Here is a 25,955-nt window from a genome sequence, read left to right on the forward strand (position 1 = left end):
CTCGTCCTCAAGCGCCGGACGGGCTGAGTGGGTGGGTGGGGTCTGGCGTGAGTGGGTGGGTTGAACGGGGTGAGTGGGAAATCGGCCTGAACGGCCTCGTCCTCAAACGCCGGACGGGCTGGAAGTGGCCGGACGGGCTGGAAGAGGGGACGCCGGGGTCTTTCAGGGGCGCGGGGAACTGCGCGACCAGCCACACCCAACCCGCACTCGACGTCAGGCAAGTGGCTCTCCAACCCCTCCGGCGTTTGAGGAGCGGGGGTTCGGGGGCGGAGCCCCTGAGTAAGGGACGATGGGGGTCCCCCCGCTCGAGCGAAGCCGAGAGTGGGGGAGGGTAAGGGCGGCGGGGGCGAAAAACTCCCCGCTACTCCTACCCCCTCCTCGCCCCCGCCCCCAAAGCCCCCCGCTGAGGCCGGATCCCCGCAGGAACGGCACGCTGGCGCGCAGGCGTCCCCGTCCAGCACGTCCCCCGGCGGTCCAGCAGCCGGCGGAGCCAGAGCTCCAAGGACACCAAATCCGCGAGGCCCTCCAGGGGCAGGGCCTCTCCGTCGGCCGCCGCCCGGAGGGCCTTGCGGACGACCCGGGCCTCGACCAGCCCCGCCTGGGCGAGAAGAGGCGTGTCGAAGAGGGCGACGAGGTCGTCCACGGCGACCCGGAGCCCCGTACGGGCCGCGGCCGTGGAGGACGCGTGGGACGGGGCACCCCAGCCGGGCGGGAGGTCTGCCACGCCGGCGCCCTCCAGGACCGTACGGAGGATCGCGGCCCGCGCCCCGGGCTGGACGCGCAGCGCCTCGGGAAGGGCACGACAGGCTCGTACGACCTGGTTGTCGAGGAACGGGGCGTGCAGCCGCTGGAAGCGGACCTCCGCGGCCTGCTCCAGGATCCGGAGGTCCGCGGCGTGCCGCGCGAGGGCGGAACGCGCGCGGAAATCGCCCGGCCGCTGACCGGGACCGACACCGCCCCGGGTCGTCGCCCCCGCCAGGCGAACCGATACTTCAGCGAGGGCCTCGCCGGTGAGCCAGCGTGCGGCGGGCCCGGGTCTGGCCCACGTGAGCGCGGCGAGCGACGCCCCCACGGCACCTCCCGGCTCCTCGAACCGCTTGTGCAGCAGCCGGTCGGCGAGTCCCTCTATGCCGACGAGATAGGGCGTACGGGACAGCTTGCGCGCCGCGCCGTACACGCGCGCGGGGACCATGACGGAACCGTCGGCCTTCGCCAACGCCGCGACGGGGCGCACCAGATGGCGTCGTTTGCGGTCCATCAGCAGATCGGCGAGGCGGGCCGGGTGTGCGTCCAGGACCTGCCGCGCTCCGTAGCCCGTGAAGTGGTCCGCGCTGCCCGAGGCCAGGCGCGCGCGGTGCCGGGCTGCCGTGACCAGGGAGGGCCCCGGCTCGTCGGTCAGCGGGCCCTCCAACTCGGCGTAGGGGAGGACCTCTTCGCCTCCGGCCACCACCACGTGGTGCAGCCGCGGATTGGCGGCCAGCGTGCCCGCCCGCTCCAGTTCGGCCTCGCGGCCCTTCACCGCCAGGTCGTTGAACGTGACCGCGAGGAGGCGTTCGCCGGCCCCGGTGCCATGGCCGAGGACCGTGCCGGGCGCGCCCGGGAGACCGGCCGCGAGCAGCGCGAGCGTGCCGGAGGCGGGTCCTCCGGAGAGGTCGGCTCCTATGCCGGGCACGGGCATTCCCCGAGCCGCGCGCCGCTCGGCGGGGCCCATACCCGGGACGGGACCGGGGTCTATGTCCGCCCCGGGTACGTGTCTTGGGGCGGCGAGCCGTGCGCGTACGGCCTCGACCAACGCGTCGCGTACGGCGTTCACCGCGCTGTCGGGATCGGTGGTCGCGGCCGCCACGGCGAGGGAGGCCACCTGCTCGTACCCGGCGATCTCCCGTGCGCCCGCGCGCAGGATCAGCGCATGCCCCGGCGGAATGCGCCGCACACCCTCGTACGGCGTCGAGTCCTGGAGCGCGGCCGGTACGTCGGGAGCGGCGAGCAGGGCCGCCAGGTGCCCGAAGTCGAGGTTGGCCTCGATGAGGTCGGCGAGGGGGAGGGCCGCGGTCGAGTAGGCCGTGCCGCCCGCCCAGGGGGTGTAGAACACCGGCCTGACACCCGCCAGATCGCCGCAGACCATGAGGCGGCGGCCCACCTGGACGACGGCCGTGTAACTGCCGGACCAGGCAGTCAGATGCCGAAGTGCCCCGCCGCGCGCGGCGAACAGGCCCACGCGCAGTTCCTCGTCGGAGGCTCCGCAGGTGCCGAGCACCGCCATGCGGTTCTGCTCGTCGGCCTTGACCACGCGCACCTCGTCGGGGCGCCAGTCACCGACCGCCCAGAGCGGATCGGGGTCGCCCCACAGGAGTTGGGACCCCACCGGGTGCACCGTCTCGCCGTCGCCGCCCGTCGCTCCCGCCGAACCGATCTCGGGCGCACGAGCGGCGGTACTGCTCCATCCCACCAACCACCGCATCGCCGCCTCCACAGGCTGTGGACAACCAGTGCACCGTACGAACCGGTCACCATGCTGCCACGAAGAATGCGCCCGGGAGGGCCGGTGCGGCCGCTTGTGCTCCCCGGAGTGCGCCCCTGGGAGATGCCCGCGAAAAAGCGAACGCACGCGCGGCGGGCGGCGATCGCACAGAATTTACCCAAGGGCGACGACGTGAATGCGCCCCCGAAACGCTCCCCAAAAACACCTAACGCGCCCTCAAGTGCCATGGTGGGAGGGGTATTTGACCTCGGAAGGCATGGGCGATATTCAGCCAAATCGGTGATGGACGAACACGCGTGCACACGCTCCGTACATGCTGTGCGCAACGCACAGTCCGGGAGGCGGAGTCCGCCTCCCGGACCGGTCCGCCGCCCGCGGGGATGGAGGCGGCGGTGTCCCCCAGCCCACTGGATCCAGTACAGCGGGCCGACCCACGCACGATCCATGGAAGCGCTCCCCGGATGGCCGGAGAAGAGCGCACGGACGGGCGCACGGCCACACAGCGGGAGCACGACACGACGCTCCGTGCTTGCCCACGGGCCACAATCCCGCCATCCGGAACAATGCCCCTTAACGCTTGGGATGCGGCGAACTACCCTGTGTTTGCCTGTGTTTTCGCGGGAGGCATATTCCTGAGGGCTCGGCCACGTGCTTTTGCGGGTGGGGTTCCAGGGGTTGGCGCCCGGGAAGACGCAGCACGAATGCCGCTGGGCCACCACCCGCGCGGCAGCCGTCTGTGTCGAGGGGTGGCGCAATGTCCAGGGAGCAACGCGGGCCGAACGAAAAACTCGGCGCCGTTCTCGCCCTCGCGGGAATCAGCAACGCAGGACTCGCCCGACGCGTCAACGATCTTGGCGCTCAACGCGGGTTGACTCTTCGCTACGACAAGACGTCGGTGGCGCGCTGGGTGTCGAAAGGCATGGTGCCGCAGGGTGCCGCGCCGCACCTCATCGCGGCCGCCATCGGCCAGAAGCTCGGCCGCCCGGTGCCGCTCCACGAGATCGGCCTGGCGGACGCGGATCCCGCACCCGAGGTGGGCCTCGCCTTCCCCAGGGACGTCGGACAGGCGGTGCGCTCCGCCACGGACCTGTACCGCCTCGACCTCGCCGGCCGCCGGGCGGGCTCCGGCGGCATCTGGCAGTCGCTCGCCGGATCATTCGCAGTGAGCGCATACGCAACTCCCGCGTCCCGGTGGCTGATAACCCCGGCCGACAGCTCGGTGGCACGGGACGCCAGCCCGCTGGAAGGCTCCGGAGCACCGCTGAAAGTCGGCCACAGCGACGTACAGAAGCTGCGGGAGGCCGCCGAGGACGCCAGGCGCTGGGACTCCAAGTACGGAGGCGGCGACTGGCGTTCGTCCATGGTGCCCGAATGCTTACGAGTCGAGGCGGCACCCCTGCTGCTGGGCTCGTACTCGGACGAGGTCGGCCGGGCCCTCTTCGGAGCCAGCGCCGAACTCACCCGCCTGGCCGGCTGGATGGCGTTCGACACGGGCCAGCAGGAGGCCGCCCAGCGCTACTACATCCAGGCCCTGCGCCTGGCCCGCGCCGCGGCCGACGTGCCCCTCGGGGGCTACGTACTGGCGTCCATGTCCCTCCAGGCGACCTACCGGGGCTTCGGCGACGAGGGCGTCGACCTCGCCCAGGCCGCCCTGGAGCGCAACCGGGGCCTGGCCACCGCCCGCACGATGAGCTTCTTCCGCCTGGTCGAGGCACGGGCCCACGCGCGCGCGGGCGACGCCCAGGCGGCAGGCGGCGCCCTCAAGGCCGCCGAAGGCTGGCTGGAGCGGGCCCGCGACGGCGACCACGACCCGTCCTGGCTCGGCTTCTACGGCTACGACCGCTTCGCCGCCGACGCGGCCGAGTGCTACCGCGATCTGAAGGCCCCGCGCCAGGTCCGCCGCTTCACGGAGCAGGCCCTGTCGAAGCCGACGGAGGAGTTCGTACGCTCCCACGGGCTGCGCCTGGTGGTGTCCGCGGTCGCCGAACTCGAGTCGGGCAACCTCGATGCGGCGTGCGAGCAGGGGGTGCGGGCGGTGGAGGTCGCCGGGCGCATCTCGTCGGCCCGCACGACCGAGTACGTGAAGGATCTCCTTCACCGCCTGGAGCCGTACGGGGATGAGCCGCGGGTGGTGGAGCTGCGCGAACGGGCCAGGCCGTTGCTGATGGCACCGGCCTAGTTCTGAGCCCCCTGAGCCCCCTGAGCGTCTGCGGGGCTGGGGTGGTCTCGGGGCTGCCGGCCGGATGTGGCTGATCGCGCAGTTCCCCGCGCCCCTGAAGGGGCGCGGCCTGCGTGACCAGCGCCATGAACGTGACCGGACCACGCGCCTCCGGTGTCGTGACCGGGGCCACGCACGGCCGATGACCTGGCCGGGGCCACCTGGCTCCGGTGCTGGGCCGGCCCCTGCCATCCTGTGGGTTTGAGCGGGTTGTCAGTGGCGCAGTGCACTATCGGGGGTGGGAGTCGGAGGCTGGAGGTGGGGCGGACAGATGGGGCGGAAGGTCGCTTACGACTGTGACGTGCTGGTGATCGGCGGCGGGATCGTCGGTCTGTCGACGGCGTATGCGATCACGCGTGCCGCGCCGGGCACGCGGGTGACGGTGCTGGAGAAGGAACCGGGCCCGGCCAGGCACCAGACGGGACGCAACAGCGGCGTCATCCACAGCGGGATCTACTACCGCCCGGGCTCCCTCAAGGCCCGGTACGCCGTCCGGGGCGCCGCCGAGATGGTCAAGTTCTGCGCGGAGTACGGCATCGCCCACGCCGTCACCGGCAAGCTGATCGTCGCCACGGAGCGCGAAGAGCTGCCCCGCCTGCACGCCCTGGTCCAGCGAGGCCGGGAGAACGGCATTCCGGTCCGCGAGCTGGGCGCCTCCCAGATCGCGGAGTACGAACCCCAGGTGCGGGGCCTGGCCGCGATCCACGTAGCGACGACAGGCGTATGCGACTTCGTGGGCGTGGCCCGCCAGCTCGCAAACGCCTCCGGCGCCCACATCAAGTACAACGCCGAGGTCACACGGATCGACCGCCGCCCCGACCTGGGAGTGGCAGTCCGCACGACCGACGGCACCATCACCCGAGCCCGAGTCCTGGTGAACTGCGCCGGCCTCCACTGCGACAGAATCGCCCGCTTGACCGGCGACGACCCCAAGATGCGCATCGTCCCTTTCCGAGGCGAGTACTACACCCTGGCCAGGCCCTCCCTGGTCAACGGCCTCGTCTATCCCGTCCCGGACCCTGCCTTCCCCTTCCTCGGCGTCCACCTCACCCGGGGCATCGACGGAAGCGTCCACATCGGCCCCAACGCGGTCCCGGCCCTGGCCCGCGAGGGCTACGACTGGCGGACGGTACGCCCCCGAGAACTGGCAGAAACCCTCACCTGGCCCGGCTCATGGCGCATAGCGAGACACCACTGGCGCTACGGCGGCGGCGAACTCCACCGCTCCCTCTCGAAAACGGCCTTCAGCACCGCAGTCCGCCGCCTGCTCCCCGCCACCACCCCCGACGACCTGATCCCCGCCGCCGCAGGCGTCCGAGCCCAGGCAGTCCTACGCGACGGCACCCTCCTGGACGACTTCCTGATCCAGGAATCCCCCCGCACGGTCCACGTACTCAACGCCCCCTCCCCCGCAGCCACAGCCTCCCTCCCCATCGGGAGAGAGATCGCAGCGCGAGCCCTCAGATCAATGACAACCACCTGAGCCCAGAAAACGGACGGCGGTAAAGGGACCCACGAACGGAAGGGGCCGTGCCGGTACGTCGAAGTCCGCCGCATAGGGCTCCTCCAAGAAACGGCTCCCTCCAAACCGACAGCCGTATACCCGGAACGCGGCGGACTCGACGTACCGGCACGGCCCCGCCCCACGACGACCCGCAGACCACCCAGAGCCACCAAGCCACCCCACCCCTCCACCCCGTAAAATCGACGCACTGTGTCTGACTCCTCCACGAACCCCGACAGGAAGCCCCGCCCAAAGGGCGAACCCCGCTTCCCCGACGGCCCCCGCCCCGACCCCGCCGGCTCCCACTTCGAGCGAAGAATCCGCAGCTTCCAGCCCCGCAGAAGCCGAGTGACCCAGGGCCAGGCGGACGCGCTGCAGCGCCTGTGGCCCAAGTGGGGCCTGGACATCGACGGCCGGCACCCCCTCGACCTCAAGGATCTCTTCGCCGCCGACATCCCGGTCGTCCTGGAGATCGGCTTCGGCATGGGCGAGGCCACCGCCCAGATGGCCACCGAGGACCCCACCACCGGCATCCTCGCCGTGGACGTCCACACCCCGGGCCAGGGCAACCTCCTGAACCTCGCGGACCGAGCCGGCCTGTCCAACCTCCGCGTGGCCAACGGCGACGCGATCATCCTGCTCCGCGAGATGCTGACCCCGGACTCCCTGGACGGCCTGCGCGTCTATTTCCCGGACCCCTGGCCCAAGAAGCGCCACCACAAGCGCCGCCTGATCCAGCCGGAGTTCCTCACCCTCGCCGCGTCCCGCCTCAAGCCGGGCGCACTGCTGCACTGCGCGACGGACTGGGAACCGTACGCCGAGGTCATGCTCGAAGTCCTCACCGCCCACCCGGACTTCGAGAACACCCAGCCGGACGGCGGCTACGCGCCACGCCCAGACTTCCGCCCCCTGACGCGTTTCGAGGGCCAGGGCCTGGACAAGGGACACGTGGTGAACGATCTGCTCTTCCGCCGCGTACCGCATACAGCGAACACGGGCAGCTAGAGCCACACGACGCACGGCCCATACGGCCTGGAGGGCCCCACAAGGCGTAGCCAAACACCGCACCACACCGCACGACACCGCGCGCCACCCCGCCCCGCCCCCACGCCCCCGACAGTGCGCTCTCGCGGCCCACGCCCCTCCGTCGTTAGGGTCTTTGTCATGGCCACCGGTCCCCCGCCCCCACCACACCCCGGTTTCCCCGGCACCCCCGCCGGAGGCACCCCGCACTGGTGGCAGCGCAAGTGGGTCCGCTACAGCGCCCTGACCACCCTGCTGACCCTCTCCGGCCTCGTCATCCTGGCCCTGGTCCGCAGACAGACCGGCACCGAGGGCTTCCTGGTGGGCCTGGGCCTCGCCGTACTGCCGGTCCCGCTCCTCGTCGCCGCGTTCCGCTGGCTGGACAGAGTGGAGCCGGGCCCCTGGCGGAACCTTCTCTTCTCCTTCGCCTGGGGAGCCTGCGCCGCCGCGCTGATAGCCATCGTGGCGAACAGCTTCGCGACGAGATGGATAGCAACAGCGACAGCGGACCCATCCAGCGCGGACACATTGGGCGCGACGGTCATAGCCCCCATAGTCGAGGAGTCGGCGAAGGCAGCAGCCGTCTTACTCGTCTTCCTGTTCCGCAGACGGGAGTTCACGGGAATCCTGGACGGTGTGGTGATAGCCGGCGTCACGGCGACCGGCTTCGCGTTCACCGAGAACATCCTCTACCTCGGCACGGCGTTCGGCACGGACCAGCTCAGCGGCGGCAGCGGCATCGCCTCGGTCACGGCGGCGACCTTCTTCGTACGTGTGATCATGTCGCCGTTCGCGCACCCGCTGTTCACCGTGCTCACGGGCATCGGCTTCGGCATCGCGGCGCTGTCGGCGGACCGCCACCAGGTACGGCGCGTACTGCTCCCGATCGTCGGACTGCTGCTCGCGATGGGCATGCACGCGATGTGGAACGGCTCGTCGACTTTCGGCGAGTACGGCTTCTTCGCGGTCTACGCGGCCTTCATGGTCCCGGCCTTCGGCCTGCTGACCTGGCTGGTCATCTGGACCCGCCAGCGCGAACTGGGCACGATCCGCGACGAACTCCCCGCGTACGCGATGGCGGGCTGGCTCACGGCCCCGGAGCCGTTCGTCCTCGGCTCGATGAAGGCACGGCGGCTGGCCCGTGAGTACGCCACGCACCACGGCGGACGCTCGGCGGGCAGGGCGGTCGCGGAGTACGAGGCGTACGCGACGTCGCTGGCGTTCCTGCGTCACCGGGGCCGCAAGGGCCGCGCGGGAGCCGACTTCGTCGTACGGGAACGGGAGCTGCTCCACGAACTGTGGACGCGCCGGGAACCGGCCCGCCCGGCGCTCCTGTACGCGGCCCGGGCGACGGCTCCGGCACCGGTGGCACCGCAGTGGCACGGCTACCCGACGCCGTACACGTACAACCCATACCGCTCCTGAGGCGCAGCCCCAACCCCAAAACGCAACCGCCCCCCAACCCCCCACCCCAGCCCAAACCCAAGACGAAACCCCAGCCCCACCCCAAACCCCAAACCCCAGCCCCACACCCAACACCCCACCCCTCAACCTCAGCCGGAAGCCGAGGTCAGCCTCCCCAACTCCCCCTCCGTGAGGGCAAGCCCGGCCACCCCCAACAACGCCGGAAGCTGCTCCACCGTACGAGCGCTGGCGATGGGCGCGACGACGGTCGGCCGGGACGACAGCCAGGCCAGAGCCACGGTGGCGACCTCGACCCCGCGCTCCCGCGCGACCTCGTCGAGCGCGGCCAGCACCCGCGGCCCCCGCTCCGACTCCAGATGCGCCCCCGCGGACCCGGCCCGCGCGCTGTCGACGACGGCGCCCGCCCGGTACTTGCCGGTGAGGAAGCCCGAGGCGAGCGAGGAGTAGGGGACGACGGCGAGACCGGCCCGGGAGGCGACGTCCCGGAGCGGGCCCTCGTACGAGTCGCGGGAGACGAGGTTGTACCGCGGCTGCAGCGCGACGTACCGCGCGAGGCCCTCGCGGTCGGAGAGGTCGAGGGACTCCTGGAGCCGCTCGGGAGAGAGATTGGACGCGGCGATGGCGCGCACCTTGCCGGCGCGGACGAGCTCGTCCAGGGCCGTGATGATCTCCTCGACCGGCACGGACGGGTCGTCGAAGTGGGTGTAGTAGAGGTCGATGTGGTCCGTCTTCAGCCGCCGCAGGGAGGCGTCGGCCGCGGCCTTGATGTTCGCCCCGGACAGACCCTTGTACCGGGGGTGCGCACCGACCTTGGTGGCGACGACGACGTCGGCGCGGTTGCCGCGCGAGGCGAGCCAGTCGCCCAGGACGGTCTCCGACTCGCCGCCCTCGTTGCCCGGCACCCAGGCCGAGTAGGTGTCGGCGGTGTCGACGAAGTTCCCGCCCGCGGCGGTGTACGCGTCGAGCACGGCGAAGGACCGCGCCCGGTCGGCGGTCCAGCCGAAGACGTTGCCGCCGAGGGAGAGCGGAAAGACTTCGAGATCGGACGAACCCAGCTTGCGGAGAGAGGTCATGGGTGGATCAACGGCCGTACCGGACGGCCGTATTCCGCACCCAGGAACCTCTCAGGCCCTTCTTACCGGGTGAGCTCTTCCGGTTGAGCCCTTACGGGGTGAGCCCCTTGCCCCGCAGCCACGCCATCGGGTCGATGCCGTCGCCGCCGCTGGTGTGGACCTCCAGGTGGAGGTGCGCCCCGGTGACGTTGCCGGTCGCGCCCACGCGCCCGATGATGTCGCCGGTGTTCACCTTCTGCCCGACGCTGACACCGATCGACGACTGGTGCGCGTACCAGATCTCCGTACCGTCGTCGAGTTCGAGGACCGTGCGGTAGCCGTACGAGCCGTTCCAGCCGGCTTCCTTGATCGTGCCGCTGTGAACGGCCTTGATCGGGGTACCCGTGGGAGCGGCGAAGTCCAGACCCGTGTGCTGACCGGACGACCACAGCGCACCGGACTGTCCGAAGGTCGAGGTGATCGTGTACGAGGAGGTGGGCAGCGTGAACTGCTTGGCGAGTTCGGCGAGGCGCGCGGCCTCGGCCTTCGCCTTGGCCTCCTCGTCCGCCTTCTTCTTGGCGGCGGCGACCTTGGCCTCGGCGGCCTCCCGCTCCTTCGCGGCCTGGTCGGAGGCCTTCTTCGCGGCGGCGGCCTCGGCGGCCCGCTGGGCCTCGCGGTCCACCTGGTCCTGCTGCCGCTCGGCCTGGAGCATGATGCGGGCGCGCAGGGCCTCACCCGCGTCCGAGTTGCCCTCCTCGGCGTCGGCTGCGGTGAGGCCGACGGCGGTGATCGGAGTGCTGGAGCCCTCGGGGGCGTCGTCCTCCGAGAACGGCGAGCCGACGTTCGGCAGGTCGGGGATCGAGATCGACACCGGGGGCTTGCCGGTCTGCGCGGTGGCCATGCCACCCGCGCCGACTGCGGCTATGACGCCGACGCCCAGAACGGTCGAGCTACGGGCGAGTCCGCCGCCGCGCTGCTTGGCGACGCGGTGCCGGCCGCGGACGGGAAGGACGGTCTCCGCGCTGGGATTCCAGACCTCCCACGTCTCCTCGTCCTTACGAGCGCCGTAGGCGAATGTGTCGGGCTTCTTCTCACCCGAGGACTCACCCGTCAACTCATCCGGAACGAACGAGGGTGTGAGGGCAGACCGGTTGGACGCCACGTAGGCGCACTCCTTTCCTTCCTTCTCGCCTACCGGGTTAGCTGACGGGTTCGGAGCAGGAAGGTCTCCTACGCGCGTCAACCGCGGTGCGCTACACCGCGAAGACGAGCGATTCACCCCAAGTGGTGGTTCCCCGGTTCCCTTGCGGGATTCGGCGCGTGCGCACGGAGCCGACTCTTGTGACGGCTGGGACGACCGCGCTGCGTTATCGAACGTTAATAGACCCGGGCACCGGATTCCAAGCTGTTCCTGATGATCGTTACGGCTCTTGGCCTGGACTTACAGGTCATGAGCGGGGTAAATCGGGCGAGTTGATCGACATTCAGGAACGGGAGCCCTGTTGATGGTGCGTCAGTTGTTGAGCGGAGGGACGCCGTTCGACTACGAACGGTGATATGGCCCGCCGAAAGAGCGACGCATCTCACGGCCGCCGCACTCACGACCGTCACGCAATCACCACGACCGCGCCCTCCCGCCATACCTTCACGGCCGCCGCACCGCGAGCAGTGCCATGTCGTCGGTCGCCCCGCCCCCGGTGTGCCGCAGGACGTCGTCCAGTACCGCGGCGAGCAACGCGTCGGGCCCGGGGAAAACCCGCCCGGACAGCCGCCGCGCCGGATCGTAGAAGACGTCTCGCCGGTCCCGCGCCTCGGACAGCCCGTCCGTGTGGAAGAGCAGCATGGTCCCGCCCGGGAAGGCCTCCTCCTGGGCGCGGTCGGGCCAGGTCCCCAATTCCCCCGTCCCGAGCGGCAGCGCGGGCTCCGGCGCGGCGAGCGTACGCACCTCTCCGTCGCCGTACAGCAGAAGGGGCCCGGGGTGGCCGCGGTTCACGAGGCGTACGACGGGGGTGCCGTGCGGGATCTCGGCGAGCACGGCGGTGGTGAAGTCCTCGAGGACCGCGATGATGTCGCGCCGGACACCCTCGCGCGCGAGCGCCCGCTCCAGCCGCTGCGCGACCGCCTCCAGGCTCGCCTCCTGCTCGGCGGCCTCACGGAAGGCCCCGATGAGTACGGCGACGACGGCGACCGCTCCCATGCCCTTGCCCCGTACGTCGCCCACGAGGAGCCGTACGCCGTGCGGGGTGTCCTGCACGGCGTACAGGTCTCCCCCGATGAACGCGCCCTCCTGCGCGGCCTCGTACCGTGCCGCGATCTCCAGGCCGCCGATCCGCGCCGCCGGTTCGGGCAGTACGGCCCACTGGGCGGCCTCGGCGATCTCGCGGGCGGTGGCGAGGCGCGCGTTGCCGCGGACCACGAGCCGGTTGATGCCGACGGCGAGCGCGGCGGCCGTGGCCACGGTGAGGACCTCGGTGACCGCGCCCGCGTCGAAGGCGAACCTGAGGTGCACGATTCCCATGCCCGCGGTCGCCGCGATTCCCGTCCACACGGTGGCGCCGAGCGAGAAGAGGGCTGCGGCGATGAGCACCGCGGCCGTGAAGAAGGGAGCCGCGGTGAAGTCCTGCGGGGTGAGGAGGTCGTAGCAGACGCCGGCGGCGACCAGCAGCGCCGGCAGCACGCGGACGAGGGTGCGCTGGTACGAGACGGTCCTCTCCACGGGCTCGACGTTCATGGGCTCGCCCCGCTCCGGCTCCCGCTCCTCCACCTGTCCAGGCTTCCGGGAGCGCGGACGGCGGGCGAGCGGGCGAGGACCGGGCGGGTGAAGACCGGGCGGGTGAAGACACCTGCCCGAACACCCGGGGAAGCCTGAGGAGATGTACGGGAAACACCTGAGGCCGGAATCCTTGATCGGATTCCGGCCTCAGGCCTTCAGTAGCGGGGACAGGATTTGAACCTGCGACCTCTGGGTTATGAGCCCAGCGAGCTACCGAGCTGCTCCACCCCGCGTCGTTAAGACCACTGTACGCCATCTGCGGGACCCGAAGCACACGCGTTGATGTCGCCCGCGCTTCACCGGGGGTTTTGGCATGAAAGATGCTGGTCCGGAGGACCCGTCGGCCGTACCGACGGGAAACGGGCCGGTCAGGCCAGATGACGGTTGGGGGCCTTGGCGTCGGCCTCGTACTCCGGGAGCACCAGGACATCGGCGCCGGCCGCGGCCAGCAGCCCGCTGCCGTCCGCGCCCGCCACGAAGGTGTCCGGCTCCCGCCAGGCGGTCACAACCCTCCGTACGCCCGCGTCGAGGATCAGCCGGGCACAGGGCGCGGGCCGTGACGCGCGGCGGGCGCACGGCTCCAGGCTGCTGTAGACGGTGGCGGTCGCGAGCCGCGGATCACCCGGCTCGATCTTGGCGAGGGCCGCCTCCTCGGCGTGCGACACGGGGTCGGCCTCTCGGGAGTACCCGCGGGCCAGCTCCGTACCGTCGGCCGCGACGACGACCGCGCCGACGCTGAACGCGGTCCGCGAGGGCGGACACTCGGCGGCCAGTTCGCAGGCGAGGGCGAGCCAACGGTGGTCGGCGGCGGAGGGTACGTTCCCGGTGCCGGGCGCGGTGGGGACGTACCGCATGAGGACGACGTCCCCCACGGGCCGGGTCTCGACCAGCCGCAGCCGGTTGCGGGGGCCGCCCGGGTAGTCGCCGGGTCCGAACAGGCGCGGCGCGTCCGACTCACCCACGACGAGGGGCGCGAGGGCGAGCTGCAGTTCGTCGGCGAGGCCCTGGCTCAGGAGCTGGGTATGGACGCGGCCGCCGCCCTCGACCATGAGCCGCCGTACGCCGCGGACGTCGTGGAGGTGGGTGAGTACGGCCCGCCAGTCGACGTCCGGGCCGACGGAGACGACGTCGACGCCGAGCCCGCGCAGCGCTTCAGTGGCCCTCTCGGCCCCCTCGTCGGTCGTGTAGACGATCTTCTCGCCGCCCGTGGACCAGAAGTTGGCGCCGGGGTCGAGGTCACCGCTGCCGCTGACGGTGACCTTCAGCGGGTACTCCGGCCGTCCGGCGGCGACGCGGGTCGCGCGGCGCTCGGCGGAGTTGACGAGGAGCCGGGGGTTGTCGGCGCGCAGGGTGCCCGCGCCGACGAGGATCGCGTCGGACTCGGCCCGTACCTCGTCGACCCTGTCGAAGTCGGCCGGTCCGGAGAGCAGCAGCCGTCCGGGGCCGGTGTCGTCCAGGCAGCCGTCGAGGGAGACGGCGGCGGACAACAGGACGTAGGGGTGAGGCATGGACGCGCTCGCTTTCGGAGGCGGAGGTAGGGCTTGCCCGGACGGCGGGCCGGTGTCACCGGTCGCCGATCCGGTCTTGGTTCAAGTTTGAAACAAACCTACACTGGGGGCATGACGACCCGCTGGCTCACCCCCGAGGAGCAGCGCGCCTGGCGCGCCTACATCGCTGCCTCCCATCTCCTGGAGGACGCGATCGACCGGCAGCTCCAGCAGGAGGCCGGCATGCCGCACCTTTACTACTCCATCCTCGCCAACCTCTCCGAGGCGCCGAGACGCAGCCTGCGCATGACGGACCTCGCGGAGAGCACGAAGATCACCCGTAGCCGGCTGACGTACGCGGTGACCCGCCTGGAGAAGGACGGGGCGGTACGCCGCGAGGACTGCAGCATGGACAAGCGGGGCAGCGTCGCGATCCTCACGGACGAGGGGATGGCCCTGCTGGAGCGCACGGCCCCCGGCCACGTCGAGACGGTCCGCGCGACGCTCTTCGACAAGCTCAGCCCGGAGCAGGTGGGGCAGCTGGAGGAGATCTGCACGGGGATCGCACGGGGCCTGGAGGGCGACGACCCACAGGCAGCACCGGACGACGTCCCGTGGCGGCGCAGGTCGAGCCCGTGCGCGGGAGGGCCGGCGACGGGCGACGCATGAGGCCTGAGGCATGAGCCATGAGGCCTGAGACATGAGGCACGCAGGGGCACACGAGCCGCACCACAAACCCATGTCCCACATTTCCGTTGCTTGAACTTTAAAGCATGAGGTAGGGTCTCGATTCGAGGATCTGCTTCAAATCTGAAGCAGGTAAGAGATCGGACCGGGAGAACCGCATGCCCGACTACCCCGCCGCCACCCAGCGCTCGCGCGTCCGGGTGCCGCTGCGTTTCAACGACGGCTACAGCGTCGACGCAGAACTGGTCACCTTCCACGGCCTGACCGACGGCCAGGAACACGTGGCGGTGATCCTCGGCACCCCTTCGGCCACGCCCCTGGTCCGCCTCCACTCCGAGTGCCTGACGGGCGACGTCTTCGGCTCGTCCCGCTGCGACTGCGGCCCCCAGCTCCGCGAGGCGGTCGAGCAGATCGCGACCCGCGGCGGTGTGCTCCTCTACCTCCGCCAGGAGGGCCGGGGCATAGGCCTCTACAACAAGCTCGACGCGTACGCCCTCCAGGACGAGGGTCTCGACACGTACGCCGCGAACACGGCCCTGGGCCTTCCCGAGGACGCCCGCGACTACACGGCGGCGGCCCAGATGCTGACGGCCCTCGGCATCACGGAACTGGACCTCCTGTCCAACAACCCCGACAAGGCGAACCAGCTCCGCGACCTGGGCATCACGGTCGGCCACCGCGTCCCGACGGGCGTCTTCACCACGGCCCACAACGTCCGTTACCTCCGCGCGAAGGTCCTCCAGACCCAGCACACATTGCCACTGGCGAAGCTGACGGCTGGCTGACCCCGGACCCCGCCCACGGAATGGGTGGCTCCGCGCGATCGCAGGGCAGAAGAGTGGCATGGGGGACGACAGCGAAGCTCAGCGCATGGCGGAGGACGGCAGACTCTGGCAGCACACGCTGCACGAGAACAGCATGCTGTTCCAGCGCGGCAACCTCTTCCTCGTGGGCCAGTCACTCTTCGCCGTGGCCTACACGACACTCCTCACCACGGAGAAACACCTCTCAGCAGCCCGCGTCCTGGCCGCCTTCGGCCTCGTACTGGCCCTCACCTGGCTCTACGTCGGCCACCGCCACCGCCTCTACTACCGCCACGTACAGGCGAGGGCACTGGAACGCCTCCCCGACTACGCCACCACATGGTCGACTTGGACCGGCCGCAGACGGGGACTGTCGATCACTCTGATCACTTACGTGCTGCCTTGTCTGGCTGTGGTGATGTGGGGGGCGTTGTTGTTGATTACTTGAGCCGGCCGGCTGGCCGCCCGGACATGGCCCGCTCCCTGTCTCCTGGATCACCTGCCCGCCGTCCTCGGAATCCGGTGCAGGCAGGCGCAGTCCCCGGGACTCGGCGACGCGCAGGGCGTCGGCCAGGCACTCGGCGAGGCGGAGACCGGCGTAGCGGACCTCGGTGTACGGCGAGGCCGGATCGTCCAGCACTGTCCGGGCCAGGCCGAGGACGTCGGCACCTGTGGCGAGCTGGGCCGCCTCCAGATCGTCGGCGAGACGGGACACGTATCCGCCGCCGTTCTCCGTGACCAGGTAGGAGGGTTTGCCGTCGAGGGACGGCCAGGGCAGGAGGCGGGGCCCGGGAGCGATCCCCGCAGGGCCAGTGGTCCGCTTCGTCGTGTGCTTCATCAGGCGGCCACCTCCTGCGCGCCGATCAGGTGCCGGTCGAGGTCGATCCCCAAGTCGGCGGCGAGCACGAGGGCGAGGCGACGGCGCTGCTGAAGTGCGGCTTCCTGGTCGTGGGCGGCGAGGTAGGGGCGTACGAGGGCGGAGTCGGCGCCGTCGAGGGGCGCGACAAGGCCGTACGGGGAGCGGTGGTGGGGGAGCCGTGGCGGTAGGGGCACGGAGGGCGAGGGGTGCCGTACGGCGGTGAAGTGGATGCAGAGGCAGGTGCGGTGGCGGGTGCGGCGCCGTTTGCCCGTGCCCGGACAGAAGAGGAGGCGCAGCCATTCGAGGGTGCGGCGGATAGGGTCGTACACGTCGACGCTCCTTTGAAGCGTTGGCCATGCCCCGGGAGGTCTGGACACCTCGCCGGGGTTTTTCCATTCTTGAAGCTATCCCAGGATGTAGCCCTCTGCATACAAGTACAGAGGGATCCACACGATCGTGCAGGGCACTGCCTCTCTACGTTGGACATATGAGCGATACGGAAGAGCCGAAGCCCACCCTGGACCCGATGAGCGCGAGACCGCTCTACGTACAGCTGGCTGACGTCATCTCCGGAAAGATTGCCTCTGGCGAACTGGCACCGGACAGGCCCATTCCTTCGGAGAACCATCTCGCCGACGAATACGGCGTAGCGCGACTCACCGCACGACGTGCCGCCCAGGAACTGCGCGAGCGCGGGCTCATCGTCACCGTGCGCGGCAAGGGATCTTTCGTCGCCGAGCAGCCACCGAGCGACGCGCCGGACGACGGCACACCGGAAACCTGAGTCTGTCTCATAGTCCGCGCTGCGGTTCCTGCCGCCTGATCTCTGCGCCACCGCGCCCCCTGTACGGTCACCTTGGCCGTGCAGGGGGCGCCTATGTCGTGTCAGCGCAGGGCGTCGATGGCCTTCACGATCAGGGCGCGCGCGTCGGCCCCGTACGCGGCGAGCTCCGTGAGCCTGGCGAACGCCCGCAGGTAGATGTCCAGTTCGCCCGGGGCCGTGACCGTCACCTTCGCCGCCAACAGCTCCACGTGAACACGCGCGTCGTCGAAGACCGTGAACTGTTCGAGTGGCCACAGGATCCCCTCCCGCGCGGCCGCGGCCGGGATGATGCCCAGCGACATGGACGGCAGGGTCATCGCGGCGAGCAGGTTGCCGAGCTGGCCGGCCATCACGTCCTGATCGCCGACCCGATGGTTGAGGACGCTCTCCTCGATGAGCGTCGCGAACCGGTGGTCGCCCTCATGGATGACCCGCGCGCGGCGCATCCGGACCTCGACCGCATCGGCCACATCGTCCGGGGTTCCGCGGAAGCCTGCGATCGTGCGCATGAGGGCCGTCGCGTAGCCGGGCGTCTGCAGGTAGCCGGGCATGACGTGGGAGGCGTACACGCGGAACAGGCGGGTGCGCTCGTACAGCTTCGCGGACGTCTCCGCCAGCTGCTTCATGCCCGTGCGCTGAAGCCGCTTCCAGTGCAGATACATCGAGTCGGCCTGCCGGCTGGCCGCGATCAGGTCCGCCGCCTGGCCGTCGGCATCGCACGCCGCGCACCACGCACGGATGTCCGCGTCCGCCGGGGCGGTGACGGAGTTCTCGATCCTGGACGACTTGGCGACGGACCACCCGCAGCGGCGGGCCAGCTCCTTGCCGGACATGCCCGCGTCCAGGCGCAGCTCCCGCAGACGAGCCGCGAGAGCCGCGCGCGCTTCCTGCACGCTGGACGTGGGGAACGTGGACATGGCTGGCTACTTGACCTCGTACTCGTCGTGCGGAGTGGCTCGCTCCCAGACCTTCTCGAACGCGGCCGCATGCTGCTCGACCAGGGCGGGATCGTCGCTCAGTTCCTTACTGATCCACTCGCCGTCCCCGGAGAAGTGGTGGACGCGCATCAGTCGACCGTCGAAGACCCACAGGTCGGTGCCGGGCAGCAGTAGATCCCACGCCGCACGGCGCGGCAGCCACCGCACCTGTTCGCCGGCCTCGACGTTGGCGCGGGTCTGGTAGTGCTCCCAGCGGATGTAGTCGGTGACCGGCTCGGACACGATCCGGGCGCGGCGCACGGTCACGCCGCGGGCGACAGCCTCCGCGATGTCCTGGTGATAGGGCCGCCACCAGGTCGCGCAATCGTCCCAGTCGACGCGCTGGCCGTCCTGCCACGCCTCGAAGCGGGGGTTGCTGAAGTAGGCGTCCCGCATCTCCAGGTGGACGGCCGACTTCCCGGTGTCGGCTAGGAGTTCAGCGAACTCCGGGATCGAGCTCATCGCACGCCTTCCTGATGATCGAGATCATGCGGGCCGGGATCCTGATGACCGTCTCGCCGGGCGGGATCGGCGCCCGGGCCGGGGACAGCGTGTCGCATCGGGTGCTCGTCTCCTCGTCGGCCTCGTAGCTCTGGATCAGCAGGTCTGCCGTATCCGTGTCCACCCACACTGTCGGGCATCCGTCCTCGTCCGTTTCGGGGTCGATCCCAACGAACTGAATGTTCATGGCGGCCTGACCTCCTGCGCTACTTGGTTGCAGAGATTTACACCACGGTCACGCCTTGGGGTCACACGGTCAAGAGGGCGTCCCGGCCATGACCTGTACTCCAAACTCGCCTGTAATTCGGTGCAACTTCGTGGCGTCCGTGAGGCGCAGGTTCCTAGCGTCGGCAGATACGAGAAACCCGGCGGCCGTGTCACCGGCCCCGGGCTTGGCCGACTGGTTGGAGTCGACATGGCCGACGATACGCAGACCCAGGGCAGCCCCACCATCCCTGTCGGGTACGGCTACTGCGCCTGGCACCAGAGGCACGCGCGCGGCGTCCGCCTGATCCGCGTGGAAGAGGCAGGGTCCGGCCCCGGCTCTGTGGGCAGCAAGTTCGCCTGCCTCTCCTGCCGTCAGGCCTACGGCCTCGTCCCGCTTTCCGACCGGCCGCTGTGACCCCCAAGCCGCCTCTCGCCGAAGGGACATCCATGACCGCACAGACAACGACCCCGGCCGGGGAGGCGTTCGTCGCCCTCGCCGACCACTGCCTTGAGTGCGCCGGCTGCAAGGTCGACCTGGACCGGCCGGACGAGACGCCCGAGTGCCCGGCGGCGGAGACGCTGTACCGGGCGTGGTTCATCCTCTGGCGCGAGGAGGTCCGGCGGTGAAGATCTGCGGATGCTGTGACCAGTCGATCGGGGAGGGCGAGGAGTACACCACGCACTCCATCGCCGGGTCCAGTTACGGGGGCGACACCGTGTACCGGCACGTCGACGAGTGCAGGCCGGTGCCGATCCAGACCAGCCAGGACTCTGTGTATCACTGACTCCCGTCCATCCCCGTCCCCCGAGGGGCGGTCGGGTTCAAGCCCACGTCCGGCGTCGGTCACGCGGTCGCGATGCCCGTCCCGATGACGGGCGACGTGGGACCAGGCCCCGGCCGGCGTGCATCCCGGCCGGGGCCTGACTCTTGCTTAAACTCACTTGGCCTCGCGCCTGCTGGGGCGGCCGGCCCAGAGGGCGGCTACAGCAATCGTCGTGAGGGAGGCAACAGCAGGAGTCCCCTCCACGACCCCCGTCGCTACGACTGCCGCGATGGGTGCGGCCAGCGCGTAGTCGGGACGTAGCCGTAGCCGAGGTTTACGGACGAACCACCCACCGCCTTCGCCGCCGCCCGCGCCGTTGGGATCAATGGTTGACTGAGACAAGGTGCTCACCTCGTGTGCGGCGTAGCGTGCCGCTCATTGGAGTGCTGATGGGGTCCGCCGCCTCCCTGGTTCGTGGCCTTCGGAGGCGGCGGGTCGCGACCTCCCATTAAGCTATTCAGCCCAGTACCGCTGACATGGCACGCAAGCGGATGAGTTTTCGAAGCGCCTAGTCAGCGGGATACCTCTTCCCAGCCCCCTCATCCCGCCCGGGGATTTTCGGTCATCGGGGGTGGAGCAAGACCACCCTGCTCAACCACTTCCTGCACCGCATGTTGGGGACCGGCGAGCGGTTACTCAGGTTGAATGCGTGATGTCCGGGCTGTGGTGACGGGTCGTGATCCCTGCGGTACGACGTCTTCATGCGGTATGCGCAAGGGGGCGGGTTGACGCCTGCCGGGCAGGTGAAGCGGGAGGCTGTGCGGCTGGAGGCCGCCAAATGGTTCGAGGCCCGGGCCGGTACGGCGCAGATCGCGGCCGAGTTACGGGTGATGGACCGGTCGGTGCGCCGGTGGCGGGCGGCCTGGCGGCAGGGCGGTGCCGGAGCGTTGGCGCCGGCGGGGCCGATGTCGGTGGAGCGGCTGTCTTCGCAGCAGTGGCGGCGGCTGGAGGCGGAGTTGAAACGGGGCCCGCTGGCGCACGGCTTCGACGACGAGGAGCAGGGCTGGACGCTGAAGCGGGTGAAGCTGCTGATCGGCCGGTTGTTCCACGTCGGCTACACCGTCCAGGGCGTGTGGCGGCTGCTCAAGCGGCACGGTTGGAGCTGCCAGGCGCCCGTGCGGCGCGCGCTGGAACGCGACGAGGCGGCGATCGAGGTGTGGAAGGCCGAGGTGTGGCCGCGGGTAAAAGTACCGCGCACGACCTGGGCGCCCACATCTGCTTCGCGGATGAGTCGGGCCAGTCGCTGATCCCGCCGAAGGGCCGGACCTGGGCGCCGCGCGGAGCCAGGCCTGTGATGCGGGTGGCGGGCCGGCGCGGCGGCCGGGTCAACATCGCTGGCGCGGTGTGTTTCAAGCCCGGCCACCGGCCGCGGATGTTCTTCAAGCTGCACGTTCACCGCAGCCGCAAGGGCGAGCCGAAGACCTTCACCTGGGGCGACTACCGGGACTTCATCCGCATGGTGCACCTGCAGCTCGGCACCCCCGTCGTGTGGGTCTGGGACAACCTGAGCACGCATCTCCAGCAGGAACTCTTCGACTTCGAAGCGGAACACAAGGACTGGCTGGTCATCTTCCATCTGCCGCCGTACGCACCGGAGATCAACCCGCAGGAAGGCGTCTGGAGCCTGCTCAAGAGGGCCCTGGCCGACTTCGCCGCCGCCGACCTCACACACCTGACCCGCGTCATCAAGCGGAAGCTCAAGAAGATCCAGTACCGGCCGCACCTGATTACAGGCTGCCTGCCACCCACCGGCCTGGGCCTTCAGGGGCTGATCGAGACACCGGACATCACGCATTCAACCTGAGTAGCGGCGCTCTGCTCGCCAGCGGCCGCCACAGACGTGCGCCCGACGAGCGCCGCTAACAACCGTTCACTGTCGGCCCTGTCGCTCCACCCGCATAGCTACTACGCGTGACCGCCAGCTAAAGGCGTCACAGAGCAGGTATGGGGGGCCCGGAGTCGGCCCCACCACTACGTGCTGTCGCCGTCTGCGCCGGAAGACATCTCGCCGAGGTGCGGGTCATCGAACACCCGGACCTCCCACCACTCCTGGAAGACGTGCGGCTCGTCCTTCTTGGGCAGGGCAACAAACGTGATCTGGATGCCTGTGCCCAGCAGCTGGGCGCCCTCCATGAACTGCGCGACCAGACTGGCGTCCTGCGTATGCATGACCTTGGTCTGGCGCGGGTTGGCGACGTAGCCGCCAGTGGGGTCGTCAGGCATCGGTACCTCCTGGCCGTGAGCCGACCGTGCCAGGGTTCCAGACCTGCCCACGCCAAGGAGACGGAACTCCATGAGAGTCTGCACTTCGGTTGAGCGTCGGCTGAGCTACCGATCTTCAGAGCCCTGAAACACACCTAAGGCCCAGGTCAGATTCCCTCTGACCTGGGCCTTTCTTGTAGACCCTGTCGGACTCGAACCCACAACCAATGGATTAGAAGTCCTGGCCAAAGCTTGCTGGGTGGTTCCGGACGGTTCTTCGGCGTCCGGAACCACCTGGTCAGGACAGACGTGGCTCGTTACGCGGTCTTCTCCGTGATGACCTAGGTGGCTCCGTCCGCTCACGCATCGCTCACGCACGACAGGCTGGTGACCAGTACTTTTCTGTTCCTCTGCCTGACTTCCCGATGGCCTTCATGACAGGGTCAGCGGTGATCTGGGCTGATCGGTGGAGGGAGTATGCGGCGGAGTCAGGTCCCGCCGTCCGAGCAGCCATACGGACGATCGGGAGGGATACCCAACCGTGGTGCGCAGCTTGGACGACGATGCTCCCAGCCGCCTGGAGGGAGCCGGCCGACGCTTACTGTTCGACACCCGCAACGACGTGAGGGCTGCAGAAGCCTTGCTTTCCCGGCGTCTGATGATCAACCGCGCTCAGCGCATCGCTCTGACAATCGGAGTGGCGGCAATCATGGCTGCCGCCTGCGGCACCGCCTTGACATGGGAATCCTCGCGCTTCCTCAAGGGCGACATCATCTGCGGTGCAGTGGTCGTGCTGTGCGCAGCGGCCGTAGTGATCGTCACGGACAGGTCGTTGAAGAGCAGACACGAGCTGAAAGCAGAACTGGAGCAGACCCGGGAGTCACTGCGCCGACTGAACGCCCACGAGCATCCTCCGCTGTCCGAGCGGCGGCTGCTCTACCGCGAGGATGTCACCGGGATCGTGGAGCAGTTCCAGGCCGACAGCCGCAAGTACCGCCGCGTTCACAAAATCCTGCAGTCCCTCATCATCATCGGCTCCGCCGCAACCACGACCATCGCCGCCCTGGACACAGGTAAGCAGTTGACCTGGCAGAGCGTTTCCCTGACCACCATCAGCTTCGCTATCACGCTCGCGGCAGCATTCACGGGTTACTACAAGTACCGCGAGCGCAGCTTCTTCCTGCAGCAGACCGCTGACGACATCGAGAAGGAGGCCAACGCGGTCGCTCTCGGGATCGGTCCGTACAGCGAGTTCGAGCCCGCCCAGGAACAGGAAGCCCTCAAATTGTTCACGCAGCGAGTCGAGGACCTGCGCAACGAGCAACGTCGCCGCCAGCAACAGTTGGATCAACCCACCGAGCAGGCCCCGCCTGCCACTCCTCCACCTGCCTGATCAGGGGCGCATGAGGCGGCAAGCAGATCGGCAGGACGTCCCATTCCGCCTGTCGGTCATCGCCGTGATGATGGCTGGTCATGAAGGAACTTGTAGTCGCCCTGGTGGCCGCGGTGTTCGGGTTAGCCGGCACCGTCGTCGGTGCAGCTCTGTCGGCGCGGGCCGCGAAGAAGGGAGCCCTGCTCAGTGCACAAGCCGCCCTGCTGCAAGTTCGTGACCAAGCCACAGTGGATCAAGCCCACTGGCTTCGACAACAGCGGCTTCAGGCGTACGAAGGTTTTCTAGCAGCCTGGGACGAATGCCTTCGTCTCATTGACTCCGTGGGTCTGCCGGGGGACTCCGGATCGTCGGGCGTCAACCCGCTTAAGGAAGCTGCTGGCCGCATGACAGAGCGCGCTCGGAGGATCGACATCCTAGGGCCGGCTGAGGTGGCTCGGGCGGCGGAAGAGCTCGCCGACAGCATTCGGCGTGACGTGAAGATAGCCACCAAGCTGAAGGAACTCACCGAAGCAACGCTTCCGACAGCGACCGAACGCTTGACCAGCGGGACAGCACCAGCGATGGCAGCCGCCACCGAGGCCATGCAGGAGACCAAGAGGCAGCTGCAAGAGCTCGTGGCAGACGCAAACGAAAGCGGTCGACCACTCCATGAGGACCCGCGGGCAGCAGCGATATTCGAGAGCGCAGAACGAGCCCAGGAACTTGCCAACGCTGCAATCTCCCGCGCGCATCAGGACGGCGACAGATTCTCCACGTTCCTTGACCAAGCGACCGCAATCGTCGATGAACTGAAGCGCAACCAAGAAGCCCGTGCGGATATCCGCGAGCGGTTCACGACTGCTGCGAGGCACACACTCGCTTCCGCAAGTCCACCGGCTCCATACTCAGGTTGAACCTGAGTACAGTCGCTGACCACGCGGCCACGCGTTGACAGCCTCTTCAGGTGGATGTCGCTGTAGCCATTTGCGTGCGGCCTCTTCACCGAAGCCGTGTGACCGGAGGACTTCGAGGGCGGCTGCTCGCACGGCTCGCGCTTTGTCTGCGTGGTCCAGGTGGGCCTTCATACGCGCCACCACATCGTCGTAGTCGTAGCGGCCGTCGACCTTCTGGGCGAACAGCGGCAGGAGTTTGTAGTAGCGACGTTCACTAATTCCGACCTGCGTCCACGGGTACCGGTCCGGTGCCTCGCTCTTCCAGTACTACATCACCGCGATGCTTGCCTTCCGGCGCACGTACCGACGAGTCGCCTCCGCGCCCTGCGCTGGGTCGAATCCGGGGTGGATCAGTTGTTCGAGTAGCGTCGCGGCTGCAGAAGCCCTATCCGGGGTACGGGTTTCACGCTGAATGCGATCGACCTGCCGCGGGTACGCCTTCGCGACGGCGCTCGCCAGTGCCGGCTCATCGCCATTGATGTAGCCATGCCAGTAGCCCTTCAAGACCACCTGGCACGCGATCTCGTAAGGGGTCGAGACAGAGTCGAGGGTGATGGTCGGTATGCCGTGGCCGTGAATAGCCTTCGCAAGCCTGCTCCACGGCCGATCGATGGGGAGCTGAACCTGCTCGGGCCAGATGCGCGCGGTGAATGCCCAATCTGCAGGTTGTCGTGTCATCCGAGCCGCGATCAGGATGGCTTCGACGGCTGCAAGCGGTGGGACCTCTCCGCCAGCCGTCGCTTCCTTCAACAGCAGCTCGACAAGCTGTCCGTCGTCCTCAACCTCGCTCGTCACCCAGATGAGACGGCGGGCGATTTGGATCCACCACCCATTGATAGAGACCCCGAGGATCGGGACGTAGAATCGAACAGCCGGGTCCATAACGCGGCGAAATAGCTCTTTTCTCTGCTCGTGGTCCATGGACGCGCCCAGCCAGTGGAGGACATAGTCCGCCGACAGACGCCCCGTCTGCGATGCCTGGGCGACGAGTTGGCCGGCAATCCAGAGTGCGTCACCAGTAGGCGTGGCATTTGGGACAGGGTCGGTCAAGGGCGAGACCTGCAGGACAGTCGCGATCTGACCGTTCACCGGGTCAGGGATCTCCCGCACTCCCGCCACGGGTTCCATCGAGCCGACCTGCAGGTCTGGGATGTCCACGAAGGGCAACCCATTGGACTCGATGACTGCGGTCGACCGGCGCGGCGGCTGGAAGCTACGGCCAGATAGAACATCAATCTCGCCGCCGACCTGGGCAAGCTTGTCCCTCAGCATGCGGCGGTCAGGGCTACCGCTGATCATCTTCGCGGCCTCGTCGACAAGACCCTCAGACCAATGTCCCATCCGGGCAGTACATGAGGGCATGGAGAACGAAAATCTCAAGTCCGACTTGACGCCCCGCTTCAAGCTCATCTTCTCTACGGTGGCTGCACTGACGGTCCTAGCACTGATCTTGAATGTGCTGCTGGCTGCGCTCGGCGGCGACTCCGAGCAGATGAAAGCCGCCGCTGAGGCATGCTCAACGACCTACATGATGGGCTTCGGAGCGATCGTGGAACTCTTCGGCGGCAAGGTGGCGTAGCGCCTCCTTCTGCGGGCTGAGCGGAAGCGCTGCTGCTTGCGAGGGAGACATCCACCAACCTTCGCAGTACGTGCATAACACTGGGAGATTCGCGACGAGATCCCTGCAGCGTTCCTGCCCCTGGCCACCGCGCGCAACCAGGAGACAGCCGATTGGTCCGCTCCCGCTGTCAGGGCGGACAGGCTAGGCAGCAGGGTGGCTCCC

27 protein-coding genes, 1 tRNA gene and 1 riboswitch are annotated in these 25,955 nt (G+C 69.1%); of the genes, 16 read left to right on the forward strand and 12 right to left on the reverse strand.

Annotated elements, in window-relative coordinates; translation table 11 throughout:
* Nucleotides 1–367 precede the first annotated feature (367 nt).
* On the reverse strand, nucleotides 368–2,461 hold the full coding sequence (locus ACIBEI_RS25135) for an asparagine synthase-related protein (RefSeq protein ID WP_398892460.1): 2,094 nt from the start codon (nucleotides 2,459–2,461) through the stop codon (nucleotides 368–370).
* A 775-nt stretch (nucleotides 2,462–3,236) separates the two neighbouring features.
* On the opposite strand from ACIBEI_RS25135, the gene ACIBEI_RS25140 reads away from it, so the two are divergent.
* From ACIBEI_RS25140 to ACIBEI_RS25155, 4 genes are all read left to right on the forward strand, one after another.
* Nucleotides 3,237–4,661, forward strand: a complete 1,425-nt coding sequence (locus ACIBEI_RS25140; protein ID WP_143643663.1) for an MFS transporter — start codon at nucleotides 3,237–3,239, stop codon at nucleotides 4,659–4,661.
* Nucleotides 4,662–4,971: 310 nt separating this feature from the next.
* Entirely contained in the window at nucleotides 4,972–6,183 is a 1,212-nt protein-coding gene (lhgO, locus tag ACIBEI_RS25145; RefSeq protein WP_398892463.1) for an L-2-hydroxyglutarate oxidase, read from the forward strand.
* A gap of 231 nt (nucleotides 6,184–6,414) precedes the next feature.
* The gene (gene trmB / locus ACIBEI_RS25150) at nucleotides 6,415–7,209 is read left to right on the forward strand and encodes a tRNA (guanosine(46)-N7)-methyltransferase TrmB (protein ID WP_398892465.1); all 795 of its coding nucleotides are present in this window, start codon (nucleotides 6,415–6,417) and stop codon (nucleotides 7,207–7,209) included.
* A 159-nt stretch (nucleotides 7,210–7,368) separates the two neighbouring features.
* Nucleotides 7,369–8,652 carry a PrsW family intramembrane metalloprotease gene (locus ACIBEI_RS25155; RefSeq protein WP_398892467.1) on the forward strand — a complete coding sequence of 428 codons (1,284 nt, stop codon included), beginning with the start codon at nucleotides 7,369–7,371 and terminating at the stop codon, nucleotides 8,650–8,652.
* 128 nt (nucleotides 8,653–8,780) lie between these two features.
* On the opposite strand, the gene ACIBEI_RS25160 is transcribed toward ACIBEI_RS25155, so the two are convergent.
* The 5 genes from ACIBEI_RS25160 to ACIBEI_RS25180 form a co-directional block, all read right to left on the reverse strand.
* Entirely contained in the window at nucleotides 8,781–9,725 is a 945-nt protein-coding gene (locus tag ACIBEI_RS25160) for an aldo/keto reductase (RefSeq protein WP_398892469.1), read from the reverse strand.
* 91 nt (nucleotides 9,726–9,816) lie between these two features.
* Nucleotides 9,817–10,866, reverse strand: coding sequence for a M23 family metallopeptidase (locus tag ACIBEI_RS25165; RefSeq protein WP_398892471.1), 1,050 nt, complete (start codon nucleotides 10,864–10,866; stop codon nucleotides 9,817–9,819).
* Nucleotides 10,867–10,877: 11 nt separating this feature from the next.
* A riboswitch (cyclic di-AMP (ydaO/yuaA leader) is annotated at nucleotides 10,878–11,033 on the reverse strand.
* 316 nt (nucleotides 11,034–11,349) lie between these two features.
* Nucleotides 11,350–12,435: a PP2C family protein-serine/threonine phosphatase gene (locus ACIBEI_RS25170; RefSeq protein ID WP_398892694.1), complete on the reverse strand. Its 1,086-nt coding sequence runs from the start codon at nucleotides 12,433–12,435 to the stop codon at nucleotides 11,350–11,352.
* 201 nt (nucleotides 12,436–12,636) lie between these two features.
* Nucleotides 12,637–12,710, reverse strand: a tRNA-Met gene (locus tag ACIBEI_RS25175).
* A gap of 135 nt (nucleotides 12,711–12,845) precedes the next feature.
* Nucleotides 12,846–13,985, reverse strand: a complete 1,140-nt coding sequence (locus tag ACIBEI_RS25180) for a dihydrofolate reductase family protein (RefSeq protein WP_398892473.1) — start codon at nucleotides 13,983–13,985, stop codon at nucleotides 12,846–12,848.
* A gap of 111 nt (nucleotides 13,986–14,096) precedes the next feature.
* On the opposite strand from ACIBEI_RS25180, the gene ACIBEI_RS25185 reads away from it, so the two are divergent.
* The 3 genes from ACIBEI_RS25185 (at nucleotide 14,097) to ACIBEI_RS25195 (ending at nucleotide 15,902) form a co-directional block, all read left to right on the forward strand.
* Nucleotides 14,097–14,633, forward strand: a complete 537-nt coding sequence (locus tag ACIBEI_RS25185; RefSeq protein ID WP_398892475.1) for a MarR family winged helix-turn-helix transcriptional regulator — start codon at nucleotides 14,097–14,099, stop codon at nucleotides 14,631–14,633.
* A 176-nt stretch (nucleotides 14,634–14,809) separates the two neighbouring features.
* A complete protein-coding gene (gene ribA, locus ACIBEI_RS25190; RefSeq protein ID WP_398892477.1) occupies nucleotides 14,810–15,436 on the forward strand; it encodes a GTP cyclohydrolase II in 627 nt (208 codons plus the stop codon).
* A 58-nt stretch (nucleotides 15,437–15,494) separates the two neighbouring features.
* Complete coding sequence (locus ACIBEI_RS25195) at nucleotides 15,495–15,902, forward strand: hypothetical protein (RefSeq protein ID WP_398892479.1); 408 nt, start codon at nucleotides 15,495–15,497, stop codon at nucleotides 15,900–15,902.
* Between the two features lie 389 nt (nucleotides 15,903–16,291).
* Here the strand turns inward: ACIBEI_RS25195 and ACIBEI_RS25200 are convergent, their stop codons facing one another.
* The gene (locus tag ACIBEI_RS25200; protein ID WP_398892481.1) at nucleotides 16,292–16,642 is read right to left on the reverse strand and encodes a hypothetical protein; all 351 of its coding nucleotides are present in this window, start codon (nucleotides 16,640–16,642) and stop codon (nucleotides 16,292–16,294) included.
* A gap of 158 nt (nucleotides 16,643–16,800) precedes the next feature.
* On the opposite strand from ACIBEI_RS25200, the gene ACIBEI_RS25205 reads away from it, so the two are divergent.
* Nucleotides 16,801–17,097, forward strand: coding sequence for a GntR family transcriptional regulator (locus tag ACIBEI_RS25205; RefSeq protein ID WP_398892483.1), 297 nt, complete (start codon nucleotides 16,801–16,803; stop codon nucleotides 17,095–17,097).
* A 101-nt stretch (nucleotides 17,098–17,198) separates the two neighbouring features.
* On the opposite strand, the gene ACIBEI_RS25210 is transcribed toward ACIBEI_RS25205, so the two are convergent.
* Genes ACIBEI_RS25210 through ACIBEI_RS25220 form a run of 3 tightly spaced genes read right to left on the reverse strand, consistent with a single transcriptional unit; the run spans nucleotide 17,199 to nucleotide 18,801 of the window.
* On the reverse strand, nucleotides 17,199–18,053 hold the full coding sequence (locus ACIBEI_RS25210) for a helix-turn-helix domain-containing protein (RefSeq protein WP_398892485.1): 855 nt from the start codon (nucleotides 18,051–18,053) through the stop codon (nucleotides 17,199–17,201).
* Nucleotides 18,054–18,059: 6 nt separating this feature from the next.
* Complete coding sequence (locus ACIBEI_RS25215; protein WP_398892487.1) at nucleotides 18,060–18,575, reverse strand: DUF6879 family protein; 516 nt, start codon at nucleotides 18,573–18,575, stop codon at nucleotides 18,060–18,062.
* A complete protein-coding gene (locus tag ACIBEI_RS25220; RefSeq protein ID WP_398892489.1) occupies nucleotides 18,550–18,801 on the reverse strand; it encodes a hypothetical protein in 252 nt (83 codons plus the stop codon). The genes ACIBEI_RS25215 and ACIBEI_RS25220 overlap by 26 nt, the downstream gene beginning before the upstream one ends.
* Nucleotides 18,802–19,029: 228 nt before the next feature.
* Here ACIBEI_RS25220 and ACIBEI_RS25225 point away from each other — a divergent pair, with 228 nt between their 5' ends.
* From ACIBEI_RS25225 to ACIBEI_RS25245, 5 genes are all read left to right on the forward strand, one after another.
* On the forward strand, nucleotides 19,030–19,236 hold the full coding sequence (locus ACIBEI_RS25225) for a hypothetical protein (RefSeq protein WP_398892491.1): 207 nt from the start codon (nucleotides 19,030–19,032) through the stop codon (nucleotides 19,234–19,236).
* A gap of 32 nt (nucleotides 19,237–19,268) precedes the next feature.
* On the forward strand, nucleotides 19,269–19,448 hold the full coding sequence (locus ACIBEI_RS25230) for a hypothetical protein (RefSeq protein ID WP_398892493.1): 180 nt from the start codon (nucleotides 19,269–19,271) through the stop codon (nucleotides 19,446–19,448).
* Nucleotides 19,445–19,606 carry a hypothetical protein gene (locus ACIBEI_RS25235; RefSeq protein ID WP_398892495.1) on the forward strand — a complete coding sequence of 54 codons (162 nt, stop codon included), beginning with the start codon at nucleotides 19,445–19,447 and terminating at the stop codon, nucleotides 19,604–19,606. Before ACIBEI_RS25230 ends, ACIBEI_RS25235 begins: the two co-directional genes overlap by 4 nt.
* Nucleotides 19,607–20,346: 740 nt before the next feature.
* Complete coding sequence (locus tag ACIBEI_RS25240; RefSeq protein WP_398892497.1) at nucleotides 20,347–20,892, forward strand: winged helix-turn-helix domain-containing protein; 546 nt, start codon at nucleotides 20,347–20,349, stop codon at nucleotides 20,890–20,892.
* Nucleotides 20,817–21,449 (forward strand): transposase, encoded by a 633-nt coding sequence (locus ACIBEI_RS25245; RefSeq protein ID WP_398892499.1) that lies wholly within the window; start codon nucleotides 20,817–20,819, stop codon nucleotides 21,447–21,449. Before ACIBEI_RS25240 ends, ACIBEI_RS25245 begins: the two co-directional genes overlap by 76 nt.
* Before the next feature lie 167 nt (nucleotides 21,450–21,616).
* Here ACIBEI_RS25245 and ACIBEI_RS25250 read toward each other — a convergent pair whose 3' ends face one another.
* On the reverse strand, nucleotides 21,617–21,868 hold the full coding sequence (locus ACIBEI_RS25250) for a hypothetical protein (protein ID WP_398892501.1): 252 nt from the start codon (nucleotides 21,866–21,868) through the stop codon (nucleotides 21,617–21,619).
* Between the two features lie 520 nt (nucleotides 21,869–22,388).
* On the opposite strand from ACIBEI_RS25250, the gene ACIBEI_RS25255 reads away from it, so the two are divergent.
* Together ACIBEI_RS25255 and ACIBEI_RS25260 are read left to right on the forward strand one after the other, a co-directional pair.
* Nucleotides 22,389–23,240 carry a DUF4231 domain-containing protein gene (locus ACIBEI_RS25255; RefSeq protein WP_398892503.1) on the forward strand — a complete coding sequence of 284 codons (852 nt, stop codon included), beginning with the start codon at nucleotides 22,389–22,391 and terminating at the stop codon, nucleotides 23,238–23,240.
* A gap of 80 nt (nucleotides 23,241–23,320) precedes the next feature.
* Nucleotides 23,321–24,133: a hypothetical protein gene (locus ACIBEI_RS25260; protein ID WP_398892505.1), complete on the forward strand. Its 813-nt coding sequence runs from the start codon at nucleotides 23,321–23,323 to the stop codon at nucleotides 24,131–24,133.
* A 306-nt stretch (nucleotides 24,134–24,439) separates the two neighbouring features.
* Here ACIBEI_RS25260 and ACIBEI_RS25265 read toward each other — a convergent pair whose 3' ends face one another.
* Entirely contained in the window at nucleotides 24,440–25,513 is a 1,074-nt protein-coding gene (locus ACIBEI_RS25265; protein WP_398892507.1) for a hypothetical protein, read from the reverse strand.
* A 19-nt stretch (nucleotides 25,514–25,532) separates the two neighbouring features.
* Between ACIBEI_RS25265 and ACIBEI_RS25270 the strand changes: the two genes are divergently transcribed.
* Complete coding sequence (locus tag ACIBEI_RS25270; RefSeq protein ID WP_398892509.1) at nucleotides 25,533–25,751, forward strand: hypothetical protein; 219 nt, start codon at nucleotides 25,533–25,535, stop codon at nucleotides 25,749–25,751.
* Nucleotides 25,752–25,955 lie beyond the last annotated feature (204 nt).

Source organism: Streptomyces sp. NPDC050988, assembly GCF_044456225.1.
Classification (GTDB): Bacteria; Actinomycetota; Actinomycetes; order Streptomycetales; family Streptomycetaceae; genus Streptomyces.